Genomic DNA, 19,031 nt, shown 5'->3' with positions numbered 1-19,031 from the left:
AAATTAGTGCGGCTAGTTGGGTGAAATAGATCGAGCAATCTCCACAGCTTGATTGAGCAATTTAACTGCTTCTTTTGGTTGCCCTCCCTTGGCGTACTGACGAGCGATCGCACTCAGGGCTTCAGCCTTAGGCACCTTACCAGGTTCATCTACGCCAATTTGAGCAGTAACGTTAAGTGCCTGAGTGAATTGTTTCGACTCAGCGTATTCACGAGCAATCATCAGCAGTAACCGATCGTGATAAGCAAGGCTGAAAGCGCCTGCCTGTTCACGATCCTGCATGATTGACTCTGTGGCCTGTGCTTTCCAGTTGATGCTTTGAGTCGCTTGTCTGGCCCATTCTAAATTGCCTGCCTCAATTGCTTCTGCGAGAATGTCGTACATGACTTCAGCTTTATTTTGAAATTCAAGCCCCCTAATGGTTTGAGCCGTCTGAAGCGCCTTGTCATGTTGCCCGATTGATACGTATCGCTGAACAATTCTGAGTAGTGCGTCGTCTTGATGCCCCCTGCCAAGGCTGTTTGCAAGCTGAAGTGCTGATTCAAAATTTCCTATTTCTGCGTAGAAGGCGACGACGGGTGGCATCAAACTGTCGTAAGCAAACTTAGGTCCAACAACAATGTTGGCAAAATCAGGAGCTGCCAATTTGATTTCACCAGCTCGCACCATCTGAGCTACTTCGAGCGCTTGATCGACTCGTTGTATGTCTAGATAGCCGCTGATAATTGAAACAAGTACAGCACTTGCTTCGTAACGATCGTCAAGTTTTGACTTGAGGCCTGCTTTCAGGCTGGATAGGGATTGGTCAAGAAGTTTGGTTGCCTCTGTATCTTTCTTAAGCTGTCCGTAAATATTTGCGATCGCAGCTAATAGATCAGCACGCTTAATCGGTGCTGGAATTTGCTGTGAAGTCACAGCTATCTGATCGAGAGCCTGGACAAGCTGTTGGGTACTTGCTGTATTTTTTGCAGTGAATCTTTCTTCTTTACAGAGATCGAGAATTGGCTTCAGCTCTTCTGGACCTATGGGATCTTCTGTATCTAGAGTTCTTGTAAGCGTCCATGTGACATCAGGATAAAGTAACCTTAACTTTTGAAAACACTCGAAAAGACTGCGGCGTGCTATCTCTTTGGGAGATTGACTGCCCACAGAGTTATCTGCTTTAGTTGGTTCAATCTTCGAAGCTAAATTTTGAAATTGAGTTACCTGCTCAAGCTTCCCTTGTTCTTTGTAGTAGTCAGCTAAAGCAAGCCATATTGTTCTAGCTTTGTTAAACTCTTTGGTTCTGAAATAGAAATTAGCTAATTTGCGTTGGATTGCAACATTTAACTTGCTCCATTCGGGATCCTTCACAGCATTTCTATATTCCAGACCATTCTGAATAGGTTCAATATATTGCTCGCCAAAACCCGTTGCGATTTGAAAAGCTGTATCATATTGGCTTGCCCTAGCATGGTTAAGAAATGCTAGCGAAATCCAAGTCGTAGGGTCACTCCAAGCAGAACTCGATGGTTCTGGCCCACAATATTTAGTTGCCTCCAAAATGTTTCGAGCCTGGCTAAAAACCTCTGAGCTTTTAACCTTTTGTCCCATAAACGCATACTGGCCTGCAACACTGGCTAAAAGGCTAAGTTTGTGACAAGGCTCTACCAGTGATTGATTGAGTGATAAAGGTTCTTTTAATAGCTGAATAGCCTGATCTTTCTGCCCAATATTGGCATAATCTCCAGCGAGGGAAGTTAATAATTCAGCTTCAGTGAGAGCTGGCCCAGCTTCTTCTTGTGCAAGTGCGATCGCAATTGGATGAATTAAGTTCAGTAATGGAGCTAGTACAAGCGAGGATAAAATAAGTCGAAGTCTCATCTCAAATACCCCTACTGAATCTTAATTAATTTTTTGAGCCTTTATAGATCCAAGCTTTAGGTAGAAATCGCTCTAATAAAAGCTTGAAAATAAGTTCAGAAAAGCTGGTTCGGCAACAGTCTAGCAGCGCAACATAGAAGGAATTTTGTGATTTTACGTGCCTTTAGTAAAGCTCTTATCAAGATTAGTAAGTTGCATATAAAAAACTCCCTCTAGCGCAAGACCAAAGGGAGTTAAGACTGAAAAGTAATTAAGGCTCGATTAAAGCTGCACAACACCACCTGCGGCTTGCAGACGGGCTCGGGCCCGCTTGAGAGATTGGGTAGCTTGAATTTGTTCTTGACGGGTACCGTTTTGTACTTGGTTGACGCGAGCTTCTGCTTCCGAGTAGGCAGCACGAGCTTTGTCCAAGTCGATCGCTTCACCGCGCTCTGCACCATTCACCAAAATGGTGACTTCATCGGCTTCGATCTCTGCGAAACCACCCATCAGGGCGATCGCGACCCAATCCTTACCAGGACGGACGCGCATCACGCCAGTTTCCAAGGCGGTGAGTAGGGGAGCATGGCCGCTCAGGATGCCCAATTGCCCAGTAGTGCTAGGCAAAACAACTTCCTCAGCCGTAGAATCCCAAACAGTTTTGTCTGGGGCAATTACACGTACAGTTAATGTCATAGGTTTCTCCAGGGCTAGGGAATAAGAGTGAGGGACTCAAGGCCAAAGAAGCAAAATTTGGATTCGTAGCTCCTCACCTCGCGTCCCTTACCTCTCATCTCGTTGCTATTTGCCGTCTGCCTTCATTTTTTCGGCTTTGGCGATCGCTTCGTTGATGTCTCCTACCAGGTAGAAGGCTTGCTCAGGAAGCGCATCCAACTCGCCACCCAGAATCATCTGGAAGCCCTTGATCGTATTCTCGATCGAGACATACTTACCAGGAGAACCCGTAAACACTTCTGCGACGAAGAAGGGCTGAGACAAGAAACGCTCAATCTTACGAGCCCGCGCTACGATCACCCGGTCGTCTTCAGACAATTCATCCAAACCGAGAATGGCGATAATGTCTTGCAGTTCTTTGTAGCGCTGTAGAGTCGACTGGACTGCACGAGCGGTGTTGTAGTGCTCATCTCCAACAATGCTGGGTTGAAGCATGGTGGAGGTAGAGTCGAGAGGATCTACCGCAGGGTAAATACCTTTGGAAGCGAGACCCCGTGAAAGTACGGTGGTTCCATCCAAGTGAGCGAAGGTGGTTGCAGGTGCTGGGTCGGTCAAGTCATCCGCAGGCACGTAAACCGCTTGAATCGAAGTAATCGAACCTTCGGTGGTAGAGGTAATCCGCTCTTGTAGGTCACCTACGTCAGTACCGAGCGTAGGCTGGTATCCTACCGCAGAAGGCATCCGGCCCAACAACGCAGATACTTCAGAACCCGCTTGAACGAAACGGAAAATATTGTCGATGAACAACAGTACGTCTTGCTTGTTGACATCGCGGAAATACTCAGCCATCGTCAGAGCAGTCAGGCCAACCCGCATTCTAGCTCCGGGTGGTTCGTTCATCTGACCGTACACAAGAGCAATCTTGGAATCGTTGAGGTTGTCCTTCTTGATAACCCCGGATTCCATCATTTCGTTGTAGAGGTCGTTCCCTTCGCGGGTGCGCTCGCCTACACCACCAAATACGGAGACTCCCCCGTGCTGGGTAGCGATGTTGTTGATCAATTCCATCATGATGACGGTCTTGCCTACACCAGCACCACCAAATAGACCAATCTTGCCACCCCGACGGTAGGGGGTCAGCAGGTCGATCACTTTGATTCCGGTTTCAAATACGGAGGGTGTTGTCTCCAAGTCGGTTAACTTGGGAGCGGCACGGTGGATGGGGAAAGTTTCTTGAGTATCAACTGGGCCTTTGTTGTCGATGGGCTCACCCAGCACGTTAAAAATTCGGCCTAGGGTAGGAGCACCGACGGGCACGCTGATGGGAGCGCCTGTGTCAACGGCTTCCATTCCACGCACCAAGCCATCGGTGGAACTCATGGCGACGGCACGAACTTGGTTGTCGCCTAGAAGCTGCTGCACTTCGCAAGTAATAGCAACGTCTTGTCCCGCTGCATTTTTACCTTCGATCTTTAAAGCGTTATAGATCCTCGGCATCTTACCGTTAGGAAATCTAACGTCTAAAACGGGACCGATGACTTGGGAAACGTAACCAACATTTGTCTTTTCTGCCGTGGTGACCATGCTCGCGCCTATGTTGTGAACAGCTATTTCGAGTACTTAAGGACAGTCTTAAAAGTCGCCATCCTCCAGCTTATCACTGAAGGGGAATCGTAAATCTTTTTGAAGTTGGACTCAGTTTCACACTTCTATAGCCGTCCTAAATGCTTCATAAGTCTATCGGATTGTGAGAGGCACACTCTTCACAAACCAATTGGGATTGCTATATCAAAATTGAAGTTGTAAATGCGATCGCTCTGCAACGGTCAGGATCAAATTCTGATTGAGGGCAAGATGGAGTTAAAGAAACGATTGTTCGGTAGCAGTGGTTAGCAACGGTGTTCAATAACGAGGATTAAGTTTAGGGTTGGCGATCGCGCTTTCGCCCTCTTAGCCAAGCTCCAATTCCCAATACGCCCAATCCCAGCAGACTGCTAACAGAGCTGGATTCAGGAATTACAGTTGGGTTAGTCGTTGGAAAGAGGTTGCCGTAAATTTGCACATTGATATCTGATGACTTGTTCCAGCCACCCCGCCCTGATAAACCGCTAGCGCCATAAGTTCCCGGTAGACCCAGGTTATTAGAGTTCCATGTGCCAACATAATCTGGCGTACCCTGTTTAATCCGCAGTAGCCGATAGAAATCATCTGCTCCAGCTGAGGGAGAGCCACTTAAAGCAGCATTGGATGCATGAAGGACAGGAAAGACATTCCAAGTGTCTAAGCTAGTAAAGCCATGACCATCGACAAAGAACTGGTACAATTGGCCTCCCTCAATCGCCCAGTTGAGACCCGTAAAATCTATTTGCCAAATCTTACGGTATAGCTGAACTGGTTCTGCCCAATAGTTTTCACCATCCACATAGGTGACTTGAGAAATCTTGATCCGGGGATCAGAACCATTGGTTGGTCCACTGTGGACTGTGCTCAATCCAGCTGCTCCTGAGTCTACCTGACCACCCCATAAGGTGAAGTTCTGCCAGAAGTTATTGGGAATCGTTGCTGCTGTATTCGCAACTCCAATCACTGCCCACACTCGCAAGGTGTCAACCAAATACTTTTGTCCGGCGATGCCAAACGAAAAGTCGTCGCCCAAGGGGTAAGAGTAGCCAGAGCCTATGCGATCGGCAAATCCCCAAGTAATATTGCTACGGTCTGGATCAAAGGCAGGATGATTGGGAGCTGTATTATTGATGTTTTCGTTGGGTAGTCCCCGGTCGAATAGTAAAGTTGCCTGAGCATCAGAACCAAAGCCCGTTGCTAGCGCTAGTGCTAGGAATAGAGATTGAAGGGCTGTACCTGTAGAGATCCCCATAAAATTCATGGTTCTCGAAAATGCATGATGGGGTTGGAAGTGGCCCAACCGAACTCTTTCCGCGACTGGGTAAAGCTGGCTAGGAAAGCTATAACTAACTGTGGCTAAACCAACTAACTGTAGATCAACTGAATCTGCTTAGGTTGCGATCGCAAGTACAAACTCTAAACCGAACTTCCAATGTTAAGTTGGCATGTCCTGATTTAAGAGCCCTAGTGTCCCTACGTAGAATTATCCAAAAAAATACATTCCAACTCTGATTGTAAAGGGTGAATGAATTTAAGCTTAGGTTGGATAAAAAGCTTTGGTAGCTAAGGCTACAAGGCTGAAACCTGATTTTTGATCATTCAGACCTATATGTATATTCAGGACTGGATTTCTGAATCAGCCAGTAAAAACACGGTATGTAGGGCTTGATACAAAATTTAATTTTGCCCGTTTTTAGTTAAGAGCCAGATAAGAGGCTAAAAGCAGCACGATCGCTTTGAGTCCATCAGCTCGAAACGATTAATACACAGCGATAGTAGCGATCGCCTATCGGTAAGACTGCAACCAGCAACAAATTTTAAGTTCGGGAACCCGTACAGCCGAATCAGTTGCAATCGTATCTGACCTTAGGTAGATTAGCACTCAGGGATGGAGAGTGCTAACGCCTCAATCCCCCGGATCAGATCGACCTATGACTGTGGACAAAAGCTTAGTGCTACAGCATGGGTTACGACATTTCAGGTTTGGCTTAACTAGACTGGGCCTGCCGAAATTGAACTGGATCTAAACCTGTAGTGTGGAGAATTTTTTATGGCAGCTGTATCTCTGAGCGTTTCTACCGTTAAGCCTTTGGGCGATCGCGTATTTGTTAAAGTCAGCGCGGCTGAAGAAAAAACCGCAGGTGGCATCCTTCTGCCTGACAACGCTAAGGAGAAGCCTCAGGTTGGAGAAGTTGTCCAAGTAGGTCCTGGCAAGCGTAACGACGATGGTGCTCGTCAGGAACTCGAAGTGCAAATTGGTGACAAAGTACTGTACTCCAAGTATGCAGGGACCGACATTAAATTGGGTACCGAAGAGTACGTATTGCTCTCTGAGAAAGATATTCTCGCGATTGTTTCATAGTTTAGAAATCATTAGCCATTAACTGCTGAGGGTTGAACAAAGCTGCACCCCAAGGCTGGCACGAGTTAATTGCTAATTGCTAAACACCAAAGCTTTCAAGATTCCATCCGATTCGTTGTCCTCATTACTGAACTTAAATCCTATGGCTAAGCGCATCATTTACAACGAAAACGCTCGTCGTGCTCTAGAAAAAGGCATGGACATCCTGGCTGAAGCAGTTGCTGTCACCTTGGGTCCCAAAGGCCGCAACGTAGTTCTAGAGAAGAAGTTTGGCGCACCCCAAATCGTCAACGATGGTGTCACGATCGCCAAAGAAATTGAACTTGAAGATCACGTTGAGAACACTGGTGTTTCCTTGATTCGCCAAGCTGCTTCTAAGACCAACGACGCGGCGGGTGACGGCACCACCACTGCAACCGTGTTGGCTCACGCCATCGTTAAAGAAGGTCTGCGTAACGTGGCTGCGGGTTCCAATGCGATTTCCCTCAAGCGCGGTATCGATAAAGGTACAGGCTTCTTGGTGGACAGAATTAGAGAGCACGCTCGCCCTGTTGAAGATTCCAAGGCGATCGCTCAAGTCGGTGCCATCTCTGCGGGCAACGACGATGAAGTTGGTCAAATGATTGCCAACGCGATGGATAAGGTGGGCAAGGAAGGTGTGATCTCCCTAGAAGAAGGGAAGTCCATGACTACCGAACTAGAAATCACCGAAGGGATGCGCTTTGACAAAGGCTATATCTCTCCCTACTTCGCTACCGACACCGAGCGGATGGAAGCAGTTCTAGATGAGCCTTTCATCTTGATCACCGACAAGAAAATTGCTTTGGTGCAAGATTTAGTGCCCGTACTAGAGCAAGTTGCTCGTGCTGGTCGCCCCTTGGTCATCATTGCAGAAGACATTGAGAAAGAAGCGCTCGCAACTTTGGTTGTGAACCGTCTACGTGGTGTTCTAAACGTTGCGGCTGTTAAAGCTCCTGGCTTTGGCGATCGCCGTAAGGCCATGCTCGAAGACATCGCTGTTCTAACCGGTGGTCAACTGATTACCGAAGATGCAGGTCTGAAACTAGATAGCACCAAGCTAGATAGCCTAGGTCGCGCTCGTCGCATCACCTTGACCAAAGACACCACCACCATCGTGGCTGAAGGCAACGAAGCTCAAGTCAAAGCTCGTGTTGAGCAAATCCGCCGTCAAATGGAAGAAACTGATTCTTCTTACGACAAAGAGAAGCTACAAGAGCGCTTGGCTAAGTTGGCAGGTGGCGTTGCAGTCATCAAAGTCGGCGCAGCGACCGAAACCGAAATGAAGGATCGTAAGCTCCGCTTGGAAGACGCGATCAACGCAACCAAAGCTGCTGTAGAAGAAGGGATTGTTCCTGGTGGTGGCACCACCTTGGCTCACCTCTCTCCTCAACTGGAAGAGTGGGCAAACGGCAACCTCAAGGGTGAAGAACTCACAGGTGCTTTGATTGTGGCTCGCGCCCTAGCTGCTCCCCTAAAGCGCATTGCTGAGAACGCAGGCCAGAACGGTGCGGTCATTGCTGAGCGCGTCAAAGAGAAGGACTTCAACGTTGGCTTCAACGCAGCAACCAACGAATTCGTTGACATGTTCGAAGCTGGTATCGTTGACCCTGCGAAGGTTACCCGCTCTGCTCTGCAAAACGCAGCTTCCATCGCTGGCATGGTGCTAACCACCGAGTGCATCGTGGTTGACAAGCCTGAGCCTAAGGATGGCGCTCCTGCTGGTGCTGGCGCTGGCATGGGTGGCGGCGACTTCGACTACTAATCTCTCGCTAGTCATTTAAGTCAATTAGTCCCAAGGGTAGGAGTTGGTCATGTACCGCTCCTACCTTTTCTTTTGCGGTTTTTTAGCAGCCAAGGCGATCGCGATCGCCCATATCGAAATTAGGCTGCTAGTTACCCATATAAGGCTCACCGGATAAGAGGAAGACTAGGAACACACTTATCCAGGCTAGAGCCACCAAATAGATTAGAAGCGCTAAAGAATTTAGTAATAACTTCAATACGCTCTGCCACACCTCTCGCTTTTGCCTCACCGCTGTGATGACCTTCAGCACTCCTGTAATGATTAGTGGAAGAGTCGCGATCGCTGCTAGAAGCAAGCCACAGAAAAGAGCGAGAGCTGGGAAGAAGGGTATTTTATGGAACGCAGCAGACGCCAACATTATTAAACTAGCCACAACCAGAAAACTGGCACAGGCAAGTTCTCCGATCAGACATTTTTTATCTAGTTTTGCTTGCCTCTGGCCCCTAAGCGCGCTTCTAGCAATTAGTACCCCATGCAATCCTGGCATCCCTACTAGTATCCCTAACAAGAAAATATTGTGTTGAGTTGCGATCGCAGCTAAAAGCAAACCACAGAAAAAACCGAGAGCTGGCAGGATTGGTCTTAGCTTGGACACCATAGATCTCAGCATTATTAAAGCAGCTACAGCCAGCAAGCGCGCATAGTAAGTTCTACAGCAGCTACACTAACCCGACCCCTAATTTCTCAAATGATTACTCCAACTGAGATGGAGAGCGATCGCCCTGCCTGAAAAGTGAATGCATCGTTACTTTGCTCTATTCTCCAGTAGCAAGAAATTATAGGCTGTCCTAGTTATTACAGCTCAAAAGTAGTTACTCTTTCACCTTACTGAAGCTCTAATATCTTGAATTAATTGAAAAAGAGACTTTATGGAAATTAAATCCCATGACCTAAATGATTTTATGCAGTCTGTTACTACGGAAATGAGTTGTGAATATAACCGTATTCGAAAGCGAGCCACTGAAGATCCTGGAACAGCAGGAGATCAAGGAGAAGAGAATTGGGCAGAACTATTTCGTAATTGGCTACCACCAATATATGAAGTTGTAACCAAAGGAAGAATTCTAAGTTCTCAAGGAATAGCAAGCCCTCAAATAGATATTCTCATTCTCCATCCTATTTATCCAAAGCAATTGTTAACTAAGAAGCTCTATCTTGCTGGAGGAGTTGCGGCTGCTTTTGAGTGTAAAGTTACCTTGAAAGCAGCTCACATTTGTAGTGCCACTAAAAATGCTGTAGAGATTAGAAAGTACTTGCCGAAGCGTATAGGTACTCCTTACAAGGAGTTACACAGTTCAATCATATATGGCCTACTCTCCCACTCACATAGTTGGAAAGGTAAAACTTCAACTCCTGTAAAGAGGATTAACAATTATCTTGAAAAAGCGGATTCAGAAAATGTCAAACACCCTAGAGAAATGCTTGATCTTGTATGTGTCGCTGATTTAGCAACGTGGTCTTCGACTAAGCGGAATCCAGGTTTCACAAGTCATGTGTGCAATGCAATTGAGAGCCAGGGTCAAACAACAGGCTTTACCCCTATAGGTTCACTTGTTTCTTATCTTCTATACAAGCTTGCACAGGAAGAACCGATGGTTAGAAGATTAGCAGATTATCTTTTTTCTACCTCGCTTCCCGGACTAGGAGAAGGTAAAGCAAGGCTTTGGCCAAATGATATCTATTCTGAAGAAGTTAGAGATAGAGTTGCATCTGGATCTCTTAGTAATGAAATTTGGAATGAGTGGTCAAGAAGTTTTTGGTAAGAGAAGTTTGGATATATTTCTTGGATCAATCAGCTAACAGTGCGATCGCCCCACACAAAGCAGGGCAATCATTTAATTAGAACCAAATTTTTGTTTGGCTTGCTCGTAGACTTCGATTGTGATTTGGTTGATGCCTGCCTCTTGGGCAAACCTCTCGATTTTTTTGCGGGCAGCTGGACGAACAAAGAAAGGAATTTCTTTGAGACGGGCTTCTGCGTCGGCGGTCCACTGAATTGCATCACTCATCGTCTGTATCTCCTATGGGCTCACTGATTTGGGCCTTGCGCCATTTTTAGAGCGTAGACTTGCCTGGAACAGATGGCAAGAAAAAATCTAGACTTAAATTATTTTTATACCGTGAAGTTACCGAGCTCAGCCGACAGAGTGAAAAAGCCGCTAGCTTTAGGCTTGAAGCACCCTAGTATAAAAAAATACAACTCATTATTCTTGGTTTGCGGTTCTATTTTTAATTGGCTAAGTAATTTTAGGGATGACATAGCTTCATCAAAAATTTAGATTTGTGTCGTTAGTGTGAAGTTGACTCCAAAAAGTGTGAAATCAGTCAGAATAGTGCTGAATTACCAGGGTGCTGAAGCTATATCCGTTATCTTGAAAGCCGTTGCGCTAGAACAACGGCCTTCCTTCCCTCAGTTGTGTGCGCTCTGAAGTAATGATCACCTCTGATCACACGAATTCTGTTACCAATAACGTCTACTCGTTCGCGCCGAACGATTGCAGATAATCCGAGTCCAGTCGTAAGGTTAAGCGCTAATTGATGATGTTCGATTGTTGATGGAATTTTTGGTTTAAGTTTTTCTCATTCAAATTAAGGCGATCGTCCCAACTCAACTTAGCTGTACCAGCTATACCAGTCTTCCTTTCTGCATTTTGTGGAAACACTGTTTCCGCTGGCTTTAGTCTTGGCATTGTTCTCTATCCAGTTAAATAAATATCCCTCTGAGCCCTGCTCAGACAGTCACTTGGGCTGACAACATTCACACTGCTTTGGAATTCAACTTTGCCTAACTCCACGCGAAATCGTAGAGGAGGCAATTCAGATGGCACGTCAAACGACACTGCAACAGCAATCTGCTCAAAGCCAACTTGTGGCTCAGCGTTCTCGCACCGCTCGCTTTTGGCGGTCCTTTTATCGAGGAGCCTTTGTACTTTCGGTCCTTGGTTTCACCTTACAACCGGGTGCAATGCAAGTTGCCGATGCAGCCACCAATGCTCAACTGCCGCTATCTACGAAAGGATCTCGGATTGTGGATGCTAGCGGTCAGCCAGTCCTGTTACGAGGAATCAACTGGTTTGGCATCGAAACTGAAACCCATGCACCACATGGTCTGTGGGTACGAGATTACAAAGAAATGCTGGCCCAAATCAAAAGCCAGGGTTATAACCTAATTCGCCTACCTTACTCGGTGCAATCGTTGCGATCGAGCACTGTGCAAGGGGTTGATTTCAGCATCGGCAGCAATCGCGAGCTGCAAGGCAAAACTCCCCTGCAAATTATGGATTTGGTGATTCAAGAAGCCAACCGTCAAGGACTGCTAGTGCTGCTCGACAGTCATCGACTCAACGATCAACAAATCCCTGAACTTTGGTATGGCGATGGTTTTACCGAAGCCGACTGGATCGACACTTGGAAAATGCTGGCCACCCGCTACAAGAACCAGTCGAACGTGATTGGTGCCGACCTGAAAAACGAACCGCATGGTCGGGCCAGCTGGGGCACAAATGACCCTGCAACTGATTGGCGACTAGCGGCAGAACGAGCGGGTAAAGCGATTCAGGCGATCGCCCCCCATTGGTTAATTGTGGTAGAGGGTGTCGAGAAAAACGTAGCAGGACAACAACTTGCTAACCATTGGTGGGGCGCTAACTTAGAAGGCGTGAAGAACAACCCAGTACGTTTACCTGTAGCCAACAAGCTAGTTTATTCTCCGCACGAGTATGGTCCTGGTGTTTTCAACCAAGCTTGGTTCTCTGATCCAACTTTCCCCAACAACCTGCCAACCCGTTGGGAAACTGGATTCCACTACATTGCCACTCAAGGAATTGCGCCCATCTTGGTTGGGGAGTTTGGCGGGCGACAAGTCGATAGCACCTCCAAAGAGGGGATTTGGCAACGCAAATTTGTTGAGTTTATTAACCAGAAAAATCTCAGCTTTACCTACTGGAGCTGGAACCCCAACAGTGGTGATACGGGTGGCATTCTGCAAGATGACTGGCGCACTGTTAATGCTGCTAAGCAACAACTTTTAGGTTCGTTGCTCTCACTGGCCACTGGTGTGGTTGGTTCTACCACCAATCAGATTGGCAGCACGATTCCCAGTCCTACGCCCAGCCCAACTCCTGCCCCTAGTCCAACTCCCCTACCCAGCCCCAGTCCGAGTCCAACCCCTAGCCCAGCTCCTGCTCCCAGTCCAAGTCCATCTCCTACGCCAACACCAACGCCTACTCCCACACCTACGACTTCCACTGCACTAAAAGCAGAAGCGATTATGCAATCCGATTGGGCTTCTGGCTTTTGTACCAATCTGCGTGTCACCAACTCTGGCACAACGAATAGTAGCTCTAACTGGCAAGTCACCTTCCAGATGAATCAAGCCGCGATCGCTAATAGCTGGAATGGCAATTTGGTGAAGCAAAGCACAGGTTATGTCGCCACCGCTCCAGATTGGGCCAGAGTCATTGCGCCAAACCAAACTCTAGAGATGGGTTTCTGCGCCAACAAACTGGGCACCGACTACAAACCCACTCAAGTGACGGTGAAATAACCAGCGATCGCAATTTGTGCTTCCACTTTCTCTAGCCAGTAATTGAGTTGCCACGTGCAACATTGTGAGGGCGAATCCCCATTCGCCCCTACCTGCACCTTCATTTGGATTCATTATGCAGAAATTATTTGTTCGGTTGGCTATGGCTGCAACTGCTTTACTAGTCACTGCTCCAGCGATCGCCCAAGACAACGCCCCTCGTCCAGCAACCACGACCAACGCTAACCCAGATACTCCCGTTTGCTACATGGAAACCAATAGCAACCAACTGATCAACTTAGAAAACTTGTGTGGGCAGCGATCGCCACAACCTACGGTAACTGCCTTTAACTGCAACAGCACCGCCCGTGGCAACTACATCAACAGTAACTCCGGAGGTGGCTCAGTCTACGTCCCAGCCGATGTTCGCAAAGGGGAAGCTTACGAACGGCAAAGCCAATGTGGATAGTTAACAAGCGATCGCTAGAAGCCCTAACCCTTGCGCGTGGCAGAGTCCGATGCCACAATTGCTTTGACTTCTTGCAATAGAGCATCCTGCTCCTGCTTGAGAACTTCTAGCCGATGCACAATTTCCGTCAATCTTTGCTGCTTCGATTCAACTTCTTGCTTTGGACCCGGAGCTAAAGCTGACTGAAATGACTTGGTGCTAAAACCAAGCAACCACTGGCTGAGCTGCCAAGGCGATCGCAGCAAAGCTAATCCTGCCCGTTGAATTAACTGGGCGATCGCACTGAACAATCCTTGTAACAGTACTAACAACACCAGCAGCAACCCAACCGAGATCAAAGGATGCTGAATCAGCCAAGCCCAAAACTGATGTCCCGCCATCCACTGTTGTATTGCCCCACCCAAGGCATTTTGCATCGCGTCAGTCATACCACTACTCAATCTCCCAGTTGGCTGCACTGTGCCTTCTACTGAGCTTTTGGCTTGTTCAACTGCATAAGTGATAGACATTTGTGCTTGTTGAGCTGTAGCACTCACAGCATCTGCCGCTCTAACCCTAGCCTGCTCAGCATGCGTCAGAACCTGGTTCGTTATAACCCGCAAAGTATTGGAAATAGGATTGAGACCATCAATCTTGATCGTCATCACTCTATTTAGATACGACTGAATAAGATGCCTTACCTTGCCAAGCTACCAACCCAGACCATAACCTGGGGACCTATGAACCAAATTCTTAGAAAACTGACACAGATAGATACAGTTTGATCCTTGCCCTTCAAAAACTTTTGGAGGGAGCCTGAGGGACGCAACCGTCCCTCAGCGGGGGCTTGGGGGCGCTTGTTCCCAAGCATTTGATGTTGTGTAGAGAGCTGGGAAAAGACAACTACAAACTCAGATCAGTCACTGCACCCACACTACTCGAAGCCACCAACTTCGCATACTTCGCCAAAACCCCCTTCGTATATCGAGGCGGACGAGGTTGCCAATTTGCCCGACGCTGCGCCAACTCCTCATCCGACACATTTAGTTGCAACAGCCGCGCATCCGCATCAATGGTAATCGTGTCACTTTCTTGAACCAGCGCGATCGCACCTCCTACAGCCGCCTCAGGTGCAACGTGACCCACAACCATCCCGTAAGTACCGCCAGAGAAACGACCATCGGTGATCAAGCCCACCGAGTCACCCAACCCAGCCCCAATGATGGCGGAGGTAGGAGCCAGCATTTCTCGCATCCCAGGACCACCTTTGGGACCCTCGTAGCGGATGACAATCACATCTCCTGCTTGGATTTGCTTCGCCAGAATCGCTTTCAAACATTCTTCTTCCGACTCAAACACCCGTGCAGGGCCAGTGATACGACGGTTCTTTACCCCAGTTAGCTTGGCGACAGAACCTTCAGTCGCTAAGTTGCCTTTGAGGATACCCAAGTGGCCTTGAGGATACATGGGATTGTTCCAGGGACGAATCACATCTTGGTCAACGCGAGGTTCAGCCGGGATTTCAGCCAGGACTTCAGCCAGAGTTTGCCCAGTCACAGTCAGCGCATCCCCATGTAGCAGGCCATGTTCCAGCAGCATCTTCATGACTTGAGGAATGCCCCCCGCTTGGTGCAAATCGGTGGCGACATAGCGACCAGATGGCTTGAGGTCACACAAGACAGGTACACGGCCCCGGATAGTTTCAAAGTCGTCAATGGTGAGTTCAACGCCAATTGCATGGGCGATCGCGAGTAAGTGCAGCACCGCATTAGTAGAACCACCCACAGCCATGATTACCGAGATCGCATTCTCAAAGGCTTTGCGAGTCAGGATTTGCTGAGGCAGAATTTGCTTACGAACGGCATCGACCAAGACGAAAGCTGACTTTTCAGCACTTTCTGCTTTCTCGGCATCTTCAGCCGCCATCGTAGAAGAGTAGATCAAGCTCATGCCCATCGCTTCGATCGCGGAAGACATGGTGTTAGCGGTATACATACCGCCGCAAGAGCCTGCACCAGGGCAAGCTTTGCGTTCTACTTCTAGTAGCTCGTCTTGGCTGATCTTGCCAGCACTGTACTCGCCCACCGCTTCAAAAGCACTGACCACGGTTAAGTCTTTACCGTTGTGGTGCCCTGGCTTAATCGTGCCACCGTACACGAAAACAGATGGAATATTCATGCGGGCGATCGCGATCATGGCACCTGGCATGTTTTTGTCGCAGCCGCCCACGGCCAACACACCATCCATGCTTTGGCCCATGCACGCCGTCTCAATTGAGTCAGCGATCACTTCGCGGGAGACCAGGGAGTACTTCATCCCTTCGGTTCCCATCGAAATACCGTCACTAATAGTAATGGTGCCAAACATCTGAGGCATCGCCCCAGCCATTTTTACCCCGGTTTCTGCCCGCTTTGCCAAATCGTTTAGGCCCATATTGCACGGGGTAATCGTGCTATAACCGTTAGCGACCCCTACAATGGGTTTGGTAAAGTCATCATCGCCAAATCCAACTGCCCGAAGCATGGCACGATTAGGCGATCGCTGGACACCTTGAGTTACGACTTGGCTTCTAACGTTATCAGGCATTCTTCTTTCCTGTAAAAGCTGTGAGGATTCGGTTCATTGCTTTCTCTGATTTTGTCAGAATGCAAGACTATTGGTGATGTTGTTTATCCTTACAGTAATGACCCAATCGCTGGCCTGATTTTTCTCTGACCCTTTTCAGAAAAGATTAATTGCCATCGTCATTAGTGGCGAAACAAGTAGCGATCGCCTCGTCCGCTCGGAAAATTAAACTCTTAAGAATTAAAAGGAATGATGCACCTTGTATCCATTAAGGCACTCTAAAGCTAGTGACAGCAAAAGCGGATCAAGATGACCTGGGTGCCTATGGATTTACTCAAGCGGTATGCAGCAGGCGAGCGAGATTTTCGCAGTGCCAATTTAGCAGGTGCAGATTTAGCCACAGCCGATCTAAGTGAGGCGAATCTGCGAGGAGCTAATTTGAGCGGTGCCAAGCTGCTGGGTGCTTCCTTAATTGGCACAAATCTGAGAGAAGCCAATCTTCGCAATGCGAATTTACAAGCAAACTTGCAAGAAGCAAATCTCACAGGCGCTGACCTCACGGGTGTAGATTTACGAGAAGCTAAGTTGCAGACTGCCAATCTGCGGGGGGCCAACCTCACTAACGCGATTTGTGTGGCGGCTGATTTCAGTGAGGCGAGTTTGAGTGAAGCGAACTTACGCGGCGCTGATCTAAGTCGAGCCAAATTGGCAGAGGCGGCTTTGAATCGGGCCAACTTAACTGATGCGATTCTCAACGGAGCGATGTTAGAAGCGGCCAATCTCACCAATGCCATTTTGCAAGGGGCCGCCTTAGAGCTAGCTAACCTCACCAACGCCATTATGAATGGAGCCATTTTAGAGTTGGCTAACCTGCAAGGGGCGCACCTCAGCCGTGCCCGCTTAAGCGGAGCCACCTTGATCAAGGCAAACTTGTCAGGAGCAAATCTGAGAGGCGCGAATTTGAGTTGGACTACCTTACGAGGGGCTAACCTGAGTCGCGCCAATCTTTACCGAGCCAACCTGAGTTGGGCCAACCTCAGCGAAGGTAATTTGCAAGAAGCGATTTTGATTGATGCCAAACTCAATCAGGTAAATTTCCGCAACACTAGCTTAGTCGGAGCCATCATGCCCAACGGTAGAACCTATGAGTAGGTTTTGGCCAACTTGAACTAAGCGATCGCCCCTACTTAAGTGGATCGTGGCCCCAGTTCATTAGGGAGTAACGCCAGCGAGTCTGCTCAATATCCCCCGACGGGTGTTGAGCTAAGTGGCGGTGGACATAGCTGATCACTCGCTTCATTTGGGACAAATCACCTTCGCCATAGTCTGCTTGGGATTTGCTGAGCAGCTCAACGATGTGTTTACCAGATTGATGACCGATGGATTCATGTCCTGATTCTTTCTGACCTACCGCTTTTGACTCTTCAGTTTGTAGCCAAGTGTTGAGTTCGCGAGCCGTCATGTTGACAGTTTGCTTAAACTCTTCAACCACTGATTTAGCATCTGTAGTCATTTTTAGTCCTCCACTTTTTCGAGGGCTTCGGGTTTGTGAGCCGCTTGTTTGCCAGTTTTGTCACTTTCGACTAAATACTCAGGATGCTCCTGAGAGGCTGCAACATGATGCCCTTTGATTTCAGTTGGAGCAGTAAGCTTTTGCTTGACCTCACCTTGGGTTGTTCCCTGAGAGGTCTTCCATTCCACTGAATCGCCCTGCTTAAATTGTTCTGTCATTGCAGTTACCTCGTTTAATCAGTTGCTGAGTTAAGTGATTTTTTAGCTGTAGTTTGGTTTCTTCCGAGAAACTAACTAGCTTTTTAACTATTTGTTAAGCTATGTAAATATAGCCATAAATAACTCTGTCGAAATATGGATCAAGCACCAGTCTGTCAGTTGCGTCTTAAGTAGGACGTCACTTCAGCGATCGCCTAACCAAGCTCCAAAGAACCTTCAGATCCGGTACCTAGCTTGATTAAGAGATCTCAGTAGCAAGGATTATGCCAACTTCATGAATTTAGAGTAGACTCATCTCATTTCAAGCCAAATATTGTTAGTAAAAGTGTGATCCCTGCCTAGTTGGAAAATAGTGTGTAACCACGAACTCAGAAGGTAGGATCAATTAATTTCATCACTATTAAGACGCATAAAAGTTTGTCAGGCTCTACTGATTAGAAGGGCAGCCTAGTGTAAATAGCTGCTATATCAGCAAGCAGCGATCGCTAGCTAACCGAGATCTGGCTAGAGTTAGGCACTAACCTAAAGCTGGTTTGAGCAAAAACTCATGGATGAGTGTACCTAGCTGACTTGCTTACTTACAGAATTGCGAGAGGAAATCCTATGGATGCCGCTGAACTGCTGAAACGTTATGCAGCAGGGGAAAGAAATTTTCAAGATGTCAACTTGATGCGCGCATCTTTGAGCGAGGTCAACCTTTGCGGGATAGATTTGACAGGAGCGAACTTATTCGAAGCCAACTTGAGTGGTGCCAACTTGGGAGGGGCGAATTTGAGTCAAGCCAACTTAACGAATGCGACTCTGATTGGTGCCAACTTGATTCGGGTCAACTTTCGCGAAGCCAGCTTGAAGGGAGCGCAGTCGGGTGAAGCCAACTTTCGAGGTGCCATTTTGCAAAATACCAATTTGAGTGAAGCCAATATGGGCGGCGCTAGCTTAATTGAGGCAGATTTGCATGAAGCGAATCTTAGCCGCACCAAGCTAGTAGAAGCAGCACTCAACGGCTCCAACCTGAGTAACACCAACATGACTCATGTCAACCTCAGTCGTGCCTGCTTAGACCGTGCCAATCTCGCTCATAGTATTTTGACCGGTGCCATTTTAGACGCGGCAAAACTTAGTGAAGTAAATTTGAGCAAAGCAGATTTGACTGGAGCGAATCTTCGAGTGGCCCAACTGAAGCAGGCAAACCTCAGAAATGCCAACTTGAGCTGGGCCACTCTCCGGGGTGCCAACTTAAATAACGTTAACTTGTATCGCGCCAACCTCAGCTGGACAAACTTAACTGAAGCGACCTTAACAGATGCCATGTTGATGGATGCCAACCTGAGACGGGCAACGTTAATTGACACAGACCTAAAAAACGCTAATTTGAGTGGAGCCGTGATGCCTGATGGCACGATTCACAACTAGATAAAGCTTTGTGCTAATAGGC

General features: G+C 47.8%; 16 protein-coding genes. 7 read left to right on the top strand and 9 right to left on the bottom strand.

Annotated elements, in window-relative coordinates:
- Positions 1–12: 12 nt before the first annotated feature.
- The 4 genes from H6F90_RS06895 to H6F90_RS06880 all read right to left on the bottom strand — a co-directional run bounded on the left by H6F90_RS06895 (position 13) and on the right by H6F90_RS06880 (position 5,401).
- Positions 13–1,863 carry a lipopolysaccharide assembly protein LapB gene (locus H6F90_RS06895; RefSeq protein WP_190551399.1) on the bottom strand — a complete coding sequence of 617 codons (1,851 nt, stop codon included), beginning with the start codon at positions 1,861–1,863 and terminating at the stop codon, positions 13–15.
- A gap of 261 nt (positions 1,864–2,124) precedes the next feature.
- A complete protein-coding gene (atpC, locus tag H6F90_RS06890) occupies positions 2,125–2,538 on the bottom strand; it encodes an ATP synthase F1 subunit epsilon (protein ID WP_190551397.1) in 414 nt (137 codons plus the stop codon).
- A gap of 105 nt (positions 2,539–2,643) precedes the next feature.
- A complete protein-coding gene (gene atpD / locus H6F90_RS06885; RefSeq protein WP_190436974.1) occupies positions 2,644–4,101 on the bottom strand; it encodes a F0F1 ATP synthase subunit beta in 1,458 nt (485 codons plus the stop codon).
- Between the two features lie 337 nt (positions 4,102–4,438).
- Positions 4,439–5,401: a hypothetical protein gene (locus tag H6F90_RS06880; RefSeq protein ID WP_190551394.1), complete on the bottom strand. Its 963-nt coding sequence runs from the start codon at positions 5,399–5,401 to the stop codon at positions 4,439–4,441.
- Between the two features lie 789 nt (positions 5,402–6,190).
- Here H6F90_RS06880 and groES point away from each other — a divergent pair.
- The 3 genes from groES (at position 6,191) to H6F90_RS06865 (ending at position 10,090) form a co-directional block, all read left to right on the top strand.
- Positions 6,191–6,502: a co-chaperone GroES gene (gene groES, locus H6F90_RS06875; RefSeq protein ID WP_190436980.1), complete on the top strand. Its 312-nt coding sequence runs from the start codon at positions 6,191–6,193 to the stop codon at positions 6,500–6,502.
- Positions 6,503–6,644: 142 nt separating this feature from the next.
- A complete protein-coding gene (groL, locus tag H6F90_RS06870; RefSeq protein ID WP_190436983.1) occupies positions 6,645–8,285 on the top strand; it encodes a chaperonin GroEL in 1,641 nt (546 codons plus the stop codon).
- 911 nt (positions 8,286–9,196) lie between these two features.
- Positions 9,197–10,090 carry a DUF6602 domain-containing protein gene (locus tag H6F90_RS06865; RefSeq protein ID WP_190551392.1) on the top strand — a complete coding sequence of 298 codons (894 nt, stop codon included), beginning with the start codon at positions 9,197–9,199 and terminating at the stop codon, positions 10,088–10,090.
- 72 nt (positions 10,091–10,162) lie between these two features.
- Here H6F90_RS06865 and H6F90_RS06860 read toward each other — a convergent pair whose 3' ends face one another.
- Complete coding sequence (locus H6F90_RS06860) at positions 10,163–10,336, bottom strand: PCP reductase family protein (RefSeq protein WP_190551390.1); 174 nt, start codon at positions 10,334–10,336, stop codon at positions 10,163–10,165.
- Positions 10,337–11,148: 812 nt separating this feature from the next.
- On the opposite strand from H6F90_RS06860, the gene H6F90_RS06855 reads away from it, so the two are divergent.
- Both H6F90_RS06855 and H6F90_RS06850 read left to right on the top strand, forming a co-directional pair.
- Positions 11,149–12,873 (top strand): cellulase family glycosylhydrolase, encoded by a 1,725-nt coding sequence (locus tag H6F90_RS06855; protein ID WP_190551388.1) that lies wholly within the window; start codon positions 11,149–11,151, stop codon positions 12,871–12,873.
- Between the two features lie 142 nt (positions 12,874–13,015).
- Positions 13,016–13,321 carry a hypothetical protein gene (locus H6F90_RS06850; RefSeq protein ID WP_190551386.1) on the top strand — a complete coding sequence of 102 codons (306 nt, stop codon included), beginning with the start codon at positions 13,016–13,018 and terminating at the stop codon, positions 13,319–13,321.
- A gap of 23 nt (positions 13,322–13,344) precedes the next feature.
- Here the strand turns inward: H6F90_RS06850 and H6F90_RS06845 are convergent, their stop codons facing one another.
- Positions 13,345–13,965 (bottom strand): hypothetical protein, encoded by a 621-nt coding sequence (locus H6F90_RS06845; RefSeq protein ID WP_190551384.1) that lies wholly within the window; start codon positions 13,963–13,965, stop codon positions 13,345–13,347.
- A 238-nt stretch (positions 13,966–14,203) separates the two neighbouring features.
- Positions 14,204–15,886 (bottom strand): dihydroxy-acid dehydratase, encoded by a 1,683-nt coding sequence (ilvD, locus tag H6F90_RS06840; RefSeq protein ID WP_190551382.1) that lies wholly within the window; start codon positions 15,884–15,886, stop codon positions 14,204–14,206.
- Positions 15,887–16,174: 288 nt separating this feature from the next.
- On the opposite strand from ilvD, the gene H6F90_RS06835 reads away from it, so the two are divergent.
- Positions 16,175–17,017, top strand: a complete 843-nt coding sequence (locus H6F90_RS06835; RefSeq protein ID WP_242024373.1) for a pentapeptide repeat-containing protein — start codon at positions 16,175–16,177, stop codon at positions 17,015–17,017.
- Between the two features lie 31 nt (positions 17,018–17,048).
- Here the strand turns inward: H6F90_RS06835 and H6F90_RS06830 are convergent, their stop codons facing one another.
- On the bottom strand, positions 17,049–17,378 hold the full coding sequence (locus H6F90_RS06830; protein WP_190551380.1) for a DUF3140 domain-containing protein: 330 nt from the start codon (positions 17,376–17,378) through the stop codon (positions 17,049–17,051).
- Positions 17,379–17,380: 2 nt separating this feature from the next.
- Positions 17,381–17,596 carry a DUF2945 domain-containing protein gene (locus H6F90_RS06825; RefSeq protein WP_190551377.1) on the bottom strand — a complete coding sequence of 72 codons (216 nt, stop codon included), beginning with the start codon at positions 17,594–17,596 and terminating at the stop codon, positions 17,381–17,383.
- A gap of 603 nt (positions 17,597–18,199) precedes the next feature.
- Here H6F90_RS06825 and H6F90_RS06820 point away from each other — a divergent pair.
- Positions 18,200–19,009, top strand: coding sequence for a pentapeptide repeat-containing protein (locus H6F90_RS06820; protein WP_190551375.1), 810 nt, complete (start codon positions 18,200–18,202; stop codon positions 19,007–19,009).
- The last annotated feature ends 22 nt before the right edge of the window (positions 19,010–19,031 follow it).

This window comes from Trichocoleus sp. FACHB-591 (genome assembly GCF_014695845.1).
Lineage (GTDB): Bacteria > Cyanobacteriota > Cyanobacteriia > FACHB-46 > FACHB-46 > Trichocoleus.
Note: the sequence above shows the minus strand (reverse complement) of the source record. Positions and strands in the feature narration are given on the sequence as shown.

Excerpts from the sequence above, each read along its gene's own strand:
- H6F90_RS06895 (WP_190551399.1), bottom strand. The coding sequence starts at position 1,863 with ATGAGACTTCGACTTATTTTATCCTCGCTTGTACTAGCTCCATTACTG.
- atpC (WP_190551397.1), bottom strand. The coding sequence starts at position 2,538 with ATGACATTAACTGTACGTGTAATTGCCCCAGACAAAACTGTTTGGGAT.
- atpD (WP_190436974.1), bottom strand. The coding sequence starts at position 4,101 with ATGGTCACCACGGCAGAAAAGACAAATGTTGGTTACGTTTCCCAAGTC.
- H6F90_RS06880 (WP_190551394.1), bottom strand. The coding sequence starts at position 5,401 with ATGAATTTTATGGGGATCTCTACAGGTACAGCCCTTCAATCTCTATTC.
- groES (WP_190436980.1), top strand. The coding sequence starts at position 6,191 with ATGGCAGCTGTATCTCTGAGCGTTTCTACCGTTAAGCCTTTGGGCGAT.
- groL (WP_190436983.1), top strand. The coding sequence starts at position 6,645 with ATGGCTAAGCGCATCATTTACAACGAAAACGCTCGTCGTGCTCTAGAA.
- H6F90_RS06865 (WP_190551392.1), top strand. The coding sequence starts at position 9,197 with ATGGAAATTAAATCCCATGACCTAAATGATTTTATGCAGTCTGTTACT.
- H6F90_RS06860 (WP_190551390.1), bottom strand. The coding sequence starts at position 10,336 with ATGAGTGATGCAATTCAGTGGACCGCCGACGCAGAAGCCCGTCTCAAA.
- H6F90_RS06855 (WP_190551388.1), top strand. The coding sequence starts at position 11,149 with ATGGCACGTCAAACGACACTGCAACAGCAATCTGCTCAAAGCCAACTT.
- H6F90_RS06850 (WP_190551386.1), top strand. The coding sequence starts at position 13,016 with ATGGCTGCAACTGCTTTACTAGTCACTGCTCCAGCGATCGCCCAAGAC.
- H6F90_RS06845 (WP_190551384.1), bottom strand. The coding sequence starts at position 13,965 with ATGACGATCAAGATTGATGGTCTCAATCCTATTTCCAATACTTTGCGG.
- ilvD (WP_190551382.1), bottom strand. The coding sequence starts at position 15,886 with ATGCCTGATAACGTTAGAAGCCAAGTCGTAACTCAAGGTGTCCAGCGA.
- H6F90_RS06835 (WP_242024373.1), top strand. The coding sequence starts at position 16,175 with ATGACCTGGGTGCCTATGGATTTACTCAAGCGGTATGCAGCAGGCGAG.
- H6F90_RS06830 (WP_190551380.1), bottom strand. The coding sequence starts at position 17,378 with ATGACTACAGATGCTAAATCAGTGGTTGAAGAGTTTAAGCAAACTGTC.
- H6F90_RS06825 (WP_190551377.1), bottom strand. The coding sequence starts at position 17,596 with ATGACAGAACAATTTAAGCAGGGCGATTCAGTGGAATGGAAGACCTCT.
- H6F90_RS06820 (WP_190551375.1), top strand. The coding sequence starts at position 18,200 with ATGGATGCCGCTGAACTGCTGAAACGTTATGCAGCAGGGGAAAGAAAT.